Origin of the sequence: Pseudarthrobacter sp. YAF2 (assembly GCF_052113345.1) — a bacterium.
Lineage (GTDB): Bacteria > Actinomycetota > Actinomycetes > Actinomycetales > Micrococcaceae > Arthrobacter.
Genome location: NZ_JBFRDA010000035.1, coordinates 1 through 8,108, shown reverse-complemented (window position 1 = coordinate 8,108; position 8,108 = coordinate 1). Strand labels below are relative to the sequence as shown.

13 protein-coding genes are annotated in these 8,108 nt (G+C 61.3%); 12 read left to right on the top strand and 1 reads right to left on the bottom strand.

The features are described 5' to 3' along the window. The 7 genes from AB4Y79_RS21440 to AB4Y79_RS21410 form a co-directional block, all read left to right on the top strand. On the top strand, window positions 1–731 hold a 731-nt coding region (locus AB4Y79_RS21440), incomplete at its 5' end, for a hypothetical protein (RefSeq protein WP_441866191.1). A gap of 393 nt (window positions 732–1,124) precedes the next feature. Further along, window positions 1,125–1,679 carry a recombinase family protein gene (locus tag AB4Y79_RS21435; RefSeq protein ID WP_441866189.1) on the top strand — a complete coding sequence of 185 codons (555 nt, stop codon included), beginning with the start codon at window positions 1,125–1,127 and terminating at the stop codon, window positions 1,677–1,679. Further along, a complete protein-coding gene (locus AB4Y79_RS21430) occupies window positions 1,676–2,116 on the top strand; it encodes a DUF488 domain-containing protein (RefSeq protein ID WP_441866187.1) in 441 nt (146 codons plus the stop codon). The genes AB4Y79_RS21435 and AB4Y79_RS21430 overlap by 4 nt, the downstream gene beginning before the upstream one ends. 12 nt (window positions 2,117–2,128) lie before the next feature. Next, window positions 2,129–2,365 (top strand): hypothetical protein, encoded by a 237-nt coding sequence (locus AB4Y79_RS21425; protein ID WP_441866185.1) that lies wholly within the window; start codon window positions 2,129–2,131, stop codon window positions 2,363–2,365. Window positions 2,366–2,386: 21 nt separating this feature from the next. Next, a complete protein-coding gene (locus AB4Y79_RS21420; protein ID WP_441866183.1) occupies window positions 2,387–2,671 on the top strand; it encodes a hypothetical protein in 285 nt (94 codons plus the stop codon). A 771-nt stretch (window positions 2,672–3,442) separates the two neighbouring features. Beyond that, the gene (locus AB4Y79_RS21415; protein ID WP_441866181.1) at window positions 3,443–4,111 is read left to right on the top strand and encodes a hypothetical protein; all 669 of its coding nucleotides are present in this window, start codon (window positions 3,443–3,445) and stop codon (window positions 4,109–4,111) included. Between the two features lie 36 nt (window positions 4,112–4,147). Next, window positions 4,148–4,321 carry a hypothetical protein gene (locus AB4Y79_RS21410; protein WP_441866179.1) on the top strand — a complete coding sequence of 58 codons (174 nt, stop codon included), beginning with the start codon at window positions 4,148–4,150 and terminating at the stop codon, window positions 4,319–4,321. Between the two features lie 62 nt (window positions 4,322–4,383). Here the strand turns inward: AB4Y79_RS21410 and AB4Y79_RS21405 are convergent, their stop codons facing one another. After that, window positions 4,384–4,524 carry a hypothetical protein gene (locus AB4Y79_RS21405; RefSeq protein WP_441866177.1) on the bottom strand — a complete coding sequence of 47 codons (141 nt, stop codon included), beginning with the start codon at window positions 4,522–4,524 and terminating at the stop codon, window positions 4,384–4,386. 841 nt (window positions 4,525–5,365) lie between these two features. On the opposite strand from AB4Y79_RS21405, the gene AB4Y79_RS21400 reads away from it, so the two are divergent. From AB4Y79_RS21400 to AB4Y79_RS21380, 5 genes are all read left to right on the top strand, one after another. Continuing rightward, on the top strand, window positions 5,366–5,629 hold the full coding sequence (locus AB4Y79_RS21400) for a hypothetical protein (protein WP_441866175.1): 264 nt from the start codon (window positions 5,366–5,368) through the stop codon (window positions 5,627–5,629). Between the two features lie 477 nt (window positions 5,630–6,106). After that, window positions 6,107–7,021: a replication initiation protein gene (locus tag AB4Y79_RS21395; RefSeq protein WP_441866173.1), complete on the top strand. Its 915-nt coding sequence runs from the start codon at window positions 6,107–6,109 to the stop codon at window positions 7,019–7,021. A 68-nt stretch (window positions 7,022–7,089) separates the two neighbouring features. Further along, on the top strand, window positions 7,090–7,308 hold the full coding sequence (locus tag AB4Y79_RS21390; RefSeq protein ID WP_441866171.1) for a hypothetical protein: 219 nt from the start codon (window positions 7,090–7,092) through the stop codon (window positions 7,306–7,308). A 243-nt stretch (window positions 7,309–7,551) separates the two neighbouring features. After that, a complete protein-coding gene (locus tag AB4Y79_RS21385; RefSeq protein ID WP_441866169.1) occupies window positions 7,552–7,884 on the top strand; it encodes a hypothetical protein in 333 nt (110 codons plus the stop codon). Beyond that, a partial coding sequence (locus AB4Y79_RS21380; RefSeq protein WP_441866167.1) for a hypothetical protein occupies window positions 7,881–8,108 on the top strand: 228 nt, incomplete at its 3' end. The genes AB4Y79_RS21385 and AB4Y79_RS21380, both read left to right, overlap by 4 nt.

Here is an 8,108-nt window from a genome sequence, read left to right as displayed (position 1 = left end):
TCTTGACTCGCGTCCCGGACGCCCCAGGCATGGTGAAGCTGGTCAACGACACCAACACCCCGGTTCACCTGTCCCGGCTGGCCTGCGGCCACTACGCCATGACCAGCCCCACGACCCGCGCCGAACACATCAAGGAGCTGGAGGAAAAGCTCGGCCACTCACTGATCAGGCCGCTGCAAAAGGCGGAGGCAGAGCTGAAGAAGCTCCTGGCCGACGTCCGTGCCGGCAAGGAGATCGAACCCGCGGAAGTCACCCTTGCCAGGGAAGCCGTGGAGCTTGCCAGGATCGCCGAGGAAGGCGAACGGGAACGCATGCTCGCGGAGATGGCCAAGGCTGAACAGGAAGCCCGCGAAGCCCTGGAAGGCCCGCTGGGCGAAGAACTCGCCGAATCCCGGGAACACCTGAACGACCTCCAGACCGCCGCGTTCCGCGCCATCGTGGAGCTGCTCGATGCCGTCGAGGAAGACCAGGAACTCCATGAAGAAGCAGCCACCGCCCTGATCCAACACGGCGCTGACCCCGCCATCGTGCAGCAGTCCCGCGGCTACCGGCAGATCACCCACGTCGGCGGCCGGCAGTTCGAGCACCAGCCGAAGCTGGAATGGGTCATCGGGATCCTGAACCAGGTAAAGCACCACACAAAGCACCGCGGCCTGCACGGCATCGAGGGTCGCGACTTGGGCAACGCCATCCCGCCCAACACCGACGGGACACCAGTCCCCGAACCATAGACTTCCCTGCCGGGGTTACGAACTGTCACTTCCTTCCCCCGGCAGGGAACCGAAGCCCCCTCTCTCTGAGCCTTAGAGGGGGCTTCACCTCCATCTCGCTGAGGGGCAGAGATGGTGGGCAAGGTCGCCGGGCTAGGCGGCAACAGGCAGGGCTTCTTGGGTTCGTGGTGGTTCCCCCGGAGGCCCTGCCTTCCTTGTTGACAGCCGTCATGACAGCCCCAGGCATCTGTCCGTAAAACATCTCATTTACGGTCCAAAAAGTCCGCGAAAATACAAGCCTAAAAGCCGCGTCTTCCCACGTCACTCTTGTCCGTAAACTAGTCCGGAAACCTGATAGACTGTACCCATCACCACCCATCAATTACGGACACCAGGAAAGGGCCAGGGAATGAGATGAGCAGCATCGGATATGCCAGGGTCAGCACCGACAGCCAGAGCGTTGACCGCCAGCTCGCGGACCTGCAGGCGGCAGGGGTCGATTCGATCTACGCGGACACCGGCTTCAGCGGAGCCTCGGCCAGCCGCCCCGAGCTGGACAAGATGCTCACCTTCCTGCGCCCAGGCGACGAGGTCGTCGTCACCGAGCTTTCCCGGATCGCCCGCAACACCGCCCACCTCCTGGCACTCATGGAACGCTTCGAGGAAATGGGGGTGTCCTTCCGCTGCCTGAACACTGGCGGGGTGGATTACGGTTCCGCCACTGGCAAGCTCCTGCTCACCATCATGGCCGCGACCGCGCAGCTGGAACGCGACCTGACGAAGGAACGCATCCACTCGGGCCTGGCAGCCGCCAGGGCCAAAGGCAGGGTAGGTGGCCGGCCCAAAGCCCTGGACACCGCAGCAATTGCCAAAGCGAAGCAGCTCCGCTCCAAAGACGTCGACGTGCCCGACATTGCAAAGACCCTCGGAGTCTCCCGGTCCACCGTGTACAAGTACCTCAGCGCATGACCACCATCTACACCGTCGGCCACGGAACTGCCTCCCTGCAGCTGTTCCGGCACGTCCTGGATGCCGCAGAAATTACCCTGGTTATCGACGTCAGGAGCCGCCCGTACAGCCGCTGGAACCCGCAATACTCCCGCAAGGAGCTGGCACACAGCCTGTCGACCTGGGATATCGAGTATCAGTGGAAAGGCGCGAACCTGGGTGGCCTGGATGAGAACGTGCGGTTTGAGGCCACTGTCCAGGAGCTGGCAGAACTGGCATCCAAACGCACCATCGCCCTCCTGTGCTCGGAGAGCCAACCTAAGGACTGCCACAGGAAGACAATGCTGGCCCCCGCATTCCAAGCCCATGGCCTGGACGTCGTCCACCTGCTGCACGATGGGACGGGCATGCTCGACCCAGGGGCCGACCTCTCCCGCGAGCCCGACACCCTGTTCTGAAAGGATCAGCCCATGGAAACCAGGAACGCCTCCGACATCTACGAGCAGTTGAAGACGCTGCGCCACCAGCTGGCACAGCTCGCCGACGCCGGCCGAATCGTCATGAGCAGGGACGACCTGAACAGCCGGCACGACTCCCGCGAAGCCCTCGCCGAGGCATTCGGAGCTTTGGACGCCGCCATAGACGCCACCTGCTGGATGGAAACCCTGGCCACCGTTGATGGGGAATACCCGCCGCTTAGGGACTGATCTGCGGCTAGAGTCTCTGCCATGGCGCTCCTGACTACCCGGCAAAAGCAACAGCTGATCGGTCCCGTCCTGCTGTTCTTCCTGGTCGCTGGATTCCTTGGAGCACTGTGGCAGGGGAACCCTGTCGCCATAACTGTCCTGGTCATCCTGGTGGTGGCTGCCGCCCTGGGCATGTGGATATACGTGGCCAAAGGGCTTAGAGCCAAAGCGCGGATAAGGGCAGCCGAAGAGTCGAAGCGGGCAAAGGACCGCGCAGCTGCAGAAGCTGCAATAGCGAGGATTAGGCGCTTCCAATCCAGGGATTGAATACACGAGCTAAGACCAGCAGCGTGTCCCTCCTGTGCTCCTAGAAGTCTTATCCAGAAGTCTTAGAAGTTCGTCTAGCTATCTAGTTAGTCTTCTCTAGGAGTGCTATCGAAAAGCTTCTCTCGTGGCTTCTGAATACGAAGCAAACCTGAAAAACGGATTCCTTTTTTATGGAAGTCCATAGAAAAAGTTCCTAGAAGTTACACGTGCAGTGTGTTCCGTAACCTAGGTTTGGGATAGTCTATGGAAGTCACGACGGGCTACATCCGCGTAAGCGAACGCAAGTTAGCGTATGCTGGCGTACCCAAAATCGTGGCTTAAACAAGTGATGGCCCAGCTGCGAACTGGACCACCACCTGCTGTGAGGCTAGCTAGGCCAGCCAAACAGCGTCTTTGCAAGAACAACGAACGCCGTGCATACGCCTACGATCTGCTTGACGAGCAGTAAGCGTTGCGCGGCGTCTTGCATTCTGCTTGACGCGAGTTTGACTCGTTTAGTCATTGCCCCACCTCCTCTCCTGGTATCAGGAGCTCCCGGACGGACCGGAGCCCTTCCAAGCCGTAAAGGCGGAACAAACCCATCTTAGTTGGAAGACAGGCAATTCCCCGAGAAATTCCGGCTACAGGTTTGTGGACACACAAAATTCCTTTGTTATCCACAGGGGTTGCGAAAATCGGTTTAGTAAGCTACCTGCAACCCCTGTGCGCACCCCGTAGCGGTTGAGCGCTTCATGGAGGGCCACGGACGTCCCCGCGCTGTAGCCTCTGATCATGGCGCACCCCCTTCCAAGCAGGCTGTTTCTTTCTGTCCTTGGGCTCATGGTCACCGTGGGGATGGCGTCCGGATGTTCGCAGCCGGCCACCCCTGCACAGTCCACAGCAACGGCAGCAACATTGACGACAGCGACTCCTGCGGCAGCCGGCACAACCGCTGACCTGGTCAAGGCCTTGCACCCGCGGTGCGACGTTGGGGAAAAAATCCTGAACTACCTGGCCACCGGGGACAACGGCGGGGATCCCCAGCTCGACGTCCTGCTGTCCAAGTACGTCGGCGTTGGCCGGCCACAAGCCAGGGCGATTGCTGACCAGCAAATTCAGCAGTGTGATGCGGACCTATCCAAGCAGGAAGCCGCCCAGGCATCAGCCGCAGCAGCGGCCCAAGCGTCAGCCAGTGCGGCAGCTGTACGGGCATCACAGGACGCGGACAAGGCAGCAGCGCAGGCAGCTGTGAAGGCGACACAGGAGAAGTCCTGCACCGCCATTGGTGGTCGGGTGGACGCTGACTGGGGCTGGTGCGCCTCCACGGTGCAGGGCAACCCGAGCGGCGAGCCAGGGAGCGACTGCGCTAACGCGAGCCTGGCATTCAACCAGGACGGCACTCTGGCCGAGTGGGCGTTCTGGAACACCAAACGCAGCTACCCGGGCTGCTTCCGGCTGTAAAACCAACGCGGGACATCCCCCTGTAGCCTCAGACCCATGACCATCACAGAACAGCTGAATGTGGCCCTCGATAAGGCTGACGCGGTTTACAAAGCCAACGACAAGACACTTGGGGCGAAGGTGCAGGAGCTGGAATCGGTCCTCGCCGCCGTCATCCTGGCTGTGAAAGAGCTGGACTCCCGGCTGTCAGCTCAGGAGACGGGGAACTAAACCCTTGGCGTAGGAGAGGCCCGCCCAGAACGATCCTGGACGGGCCTCCTTCATGTGCCTAGCTAGTAAAAACCGCCCTGCCAGACGATGATGATCGTCGCGGCAGAGCGGACCAGGATTACGGTGAGCTGGTGGGCCATGGCTGGGTGCCCCAGGCTCTGGAAGGCGGCCCAGGCCATCAGGATCACGCGCATTACGTTCACGATCAGGTTGGGGAACGCCAACCTTTTCTGTGGGCAGTTGCATTGAGCGGTCATCGCGGAGTCCCTTCATTGGAACGCGAAAACCTACTCCCAGCTACCCCTTCCGTAACTTTTTCAATCACCTCTTGCGTAACAGGTGATCTCCGAGGCTACCCTTAGGTGTTCTAATCCCGGGGCGTTGGACGAAGGCTTTCGTTCGGCAGCTCTAGAAGTGTGAAGCCTCGCTGGCCGGCGAGGCTTCACGCTTTTAAGAGCTCATCAGGCTGAGGAAGTTCAGCTGATGTCCTCGACTGTAAATCCAACTCCCCCGTTAAGTAACCAGCTTTGGATTTCTTTTGGGTAAATGCGCCGGCCTATCCACTGCGAGCCTCCCACGAGAGCCGTCATGACAGCCCTACGCTGGGAGCCATGACAGCCCAAAATTGCCCCTCATGCTCCGAGCCCATGACGCTTCATCCAGTCGACAAATCGATCTCCGAGGATGTCCTGGGAGTGCTGATCTGCCCTGCAGGTCACCGAGTCACCCTCAGCACCAAGTCCACGTCCGAAGCCGAGTAGCTCAGTCCCTGAAGTCATGACACCCCCGGTAGCTACCACCTCTGCCCCTGTTCTAGGCCTTGCCCAGGCGGCAAAGGCCTGCGGCGTCTCTGAATCAACGATCAGGCGCAAACGGCCTGAGTTGCTGGCTGCCGGGGCCACTCAGGACAACCGCGGCTGGCGCATACCCGTCCCGGCATTGATCCAGCTCGGACTTATGGACCGCACGACAGCCCCTGATGCCCCTGACAGCCCGCCAGTTGCCGCGCAGGAACCCGTCACGACACCCGCCACCCAATCACCCATGGAACCCCTCCTGGAAGCCCTCAGGGCCAAGCTCGCTGAGGCAGAAAAACGCGCAGCAGTGGCCGAGGCGATCGCCCAGGAGCGGGAACGCATCATCGAGGCGCAGGCCAGGACGCTGCGCATGCTGGAAGCGCCCAGGGAAGCCACTAGGGAACAGCCGGCACCGGCTCCTGCCCCAGCCCAGGAGCCGCCCACCGCAGCCCCAGGACAGCCGTCTCTGGCCCAAAGATTCCGCCAAACACTCCTTTTACGGAAAAGGTAGATTCTGGGCGTTCCTGGTAGAACCTGGACCGTCGTCCGAGACCTAAAAAACCCACACTCCCCATATCGAATATGGGGCTCTGCGCCCGTCCTGCCTGTTGCCCTCCCTGGATAGGCGGCAAAATCTTGTCCCACTTTGCGCACAAAAGCGCCGCTTAAGAGGGCAGAATGCACAGGATAAGGCTGGAAGCGAGCCAAAATGACTAACCGATGACGGATAGACCTGTCTTAGTGCTCAATCGGCGGAACGACACGCCAACAAACTGTCAGTCGGCCTTATCCGGAATATTCCCTGAAAACCTTCAGTAACGCCCCTCTACCAGGGCAAAAGCGAAGCCCCCCGAGTGTTACCAGCACTTGGAGGGCTTATACCGAACGGAACAGGCTAGTGTTCACGGATTCGGAGGCTTATGCCTCCCATAGTTTCAGCAGTCCTAACCCCGGTCAAGTAACACGCCGTGAATCCTCCGGCCTGTTCGTGTCCCGGTACCAGCTCCGCCATCCCCTCGCCAGCGACGATTACCGCCGCGGCGTGTACCGGATGCCCAGGGACGAAGCCCTGGCGAAACGCTACATCCAGACAAACCCCGGGAGCCTCCGCTACTGCCTGGTGCTGGATGTTGACCAGGAGGACGCTCTTGTCAGGGCCTTCCGCACAGGGCTTCCCATGCCGTCCTGGGTCGCAGAATCGCCCTCAGGAAAAGCCCATGCCGGCTACTTGCTCGCAAACCCGTTCGATACTGCCGATCCCTGCCAGCAGAAGGTAACCAGGCTCGCCGCCCGCGTCGAGGAAGGTCTCCGCCGCGAACTCGGCGCTGACCCCGGCTACTCGGGCCTCATCATGAAGAACCCGCTCCATCAGGCGTGGGAAACGAAGTGGGGCGCGGATGCCCTGCACACGCTGGCCAGGATGGCGGAAGACCTCGGCACCAGCCTCCCCAAGGAAACCCGCAGCAGGAAGGGATACCGCGGAGACGTCGCCGGTCTGGGCCGTAACTGCCTCCTGTTCGAGCAAACCCGGGTTTGGTCGTACGGAGCCGTCCGCCGCTACTGGGAAGACGGTCAGGAAGCTTTCCTGGCCGCTGTCCACGACCACGTCCGCATGCTCAACGAACAGTTGCCAGTACCGCTCCCAGCAGTGGAAGCCAAGGCCCTGGCGACCTCCATCACGCGCTGGACGTGGGCGAACATGACGCCACAGGGATTCAAGGACGTCCAGACGCAGCGCAGCGCCAAAGGGAACCAGGTCAAGACCGCCAGGGCACGCGAACGCGAAGAAGCCGTCCTCAGGCTCCGCGCAGAAGGCCACCGGTGGCAGGCAATCGCTGACACCCTGGGCATGAGTCTCGGAGCCGCCCAGGAAATCGGAAGGCGTGCAAAGAAGCGCACCTAAAAACCCACACTCCCCATATCGAATATGGGCCTGTCACCCCCTGCCCCACCCAGCAGAAGGAAGCAACCATGAACCCCTCACCCTGGGCCGCTCTCCTGGCCCCAAAGACCCCGAGCCCCACAACCACCCATGACAACCCTGAAACCCAGCCAGAGGGCAGCCCTGCCGCTCCTGGCCCCATCTCAGCCCCCGTCATCCCTGTCCCGTCCTACCTGGACAGCAAAGGCATCTGGTCGCACCGCTCGGAGGATCGTTCCAGGGTCGCCGGCTACTGGGGCCAGCCCTGAGGGTTTCTACAATTCTCAGCCGCCATAAAAGGCCGCAACACGCCGTATTTCCGTTTTTAATCAGCGCCTCCAGCATTTAAAATTGGAGGATAGCCACAACCGGGAAGGGAGTCCCGGGACCACCAAATCCGAGGACTCCCCATGACCACTGCACCCAGGCCACAGCGAAAAATGGTCGACATCGACGTGGAAGAAACTTCCTTGGTCGATCACCCAGCACATTTGGTCGAGGGATGGGTGGTTATGAAGTCCGCAGGAGCGGCCCGCGCAGCGACCCACATGCACCTGGTGGACAGCACGTACCTGAACCCCAGGGAGCAGGAGAGCGCCAAGCACCTTTACGGCACGGACAAGCTGAAGGCCGGCGAATCCGTGCCCGTCCATGCAGGTGCCTCGATCAAGAAGGACACCTGCGGCTGCCTGTACCTGGCCAAGCCCCAGGGCGTGGAGAAGTCCGCCGCCGACGACGAAAAGTTCAACGAGGCGTACCGCCAGAGCATCCGGGCCAGCACCCGTGACTGGTACCTCACTCCCGAGGAAGTCGCCGCCATCACCGGCAAGGACAGCAGCAAGTGAGCACGCCCTGCGACCACCCTGCAGGCTCAGCGATCTACGAGCACCGCGAACTCATTCCGGCCTACGGCCCTACCGTCTTGACTCGCGTCCCGGACGCCCCAGGCATGGTGAAGCTGGTCAACGACACCAACACCCCGGTTCACCTGTCCCGGCTGGCCTGCGGCCACTACGCCATGACCAGCCCCACGACCCGCGCCGAACACATCAAGGAGCTGGAGGAAAAG

Coding starts and splice junctions, on each gene's coding strand:
- AB4Y79_RS21420 (WP_441866183.1), top strand. CDS start 2,387: ATGGCGCTCCTGACTACCCGGCAAAAGCAACAGCTGATCGGTCCCGTC.
- AB4Y79_RS21385 (WP_441866169.1), top strand. CDS start 7,552: ATGAAGTCCGCAGGAGCGGCCCGCGCAGCGACCCACATGCACCTGGTG.
- AB4Y79_RS21390 (WP_441866171.1), top strand. CDS start 7,090: ATGAACCCCTCACCCTGGGCCGCTCTCCTGGCCCCAAAGACCCCGAGC.
- AB4Y79_RS21430 (WP_441866187.1), top strand. CDS start 1,676: ATGACCACCATCTACACCGTCGGCCACGGAACTGCCTCCCTGCAGCTG.
- AB4Y79_RS21400 (WP_441866175.1), top strand. CDS start 5,366: ATGGAACCCCTCCTGGAAGCCCTCAGGGCCAAGCTCGCTGAGGCAGAA.
- AB4Y79_RS21410 (WP_441866179.1), top strand. CDS start 4,148: ATGACCATCACAGAACAGCTGAATGTGGCCCTCGATAAGGCTGACGCG.
- AB4Y79_RS21435 (WP_441866189.1), top strand. CDS start 1,125: ATGAGCAGCATCGGATATGCCAGGGTCAGCACCGACAGCCAGAGCGTT.
- AB4Y79_RS21415 (WP_441866181.1), top strand. CDS start 3,443: ATGGCGCACCCCCTTCCAAGCAGGCTGTTTCTTTCTGTCCTTGGGCTC.
- AB4Y79_RS21425 (WP_441866185.1), top strand. CDS start 2,129: ATGGAAACCAGGAACGCCTCCGACATCTACGAGCAGTTGAAGACGCTG.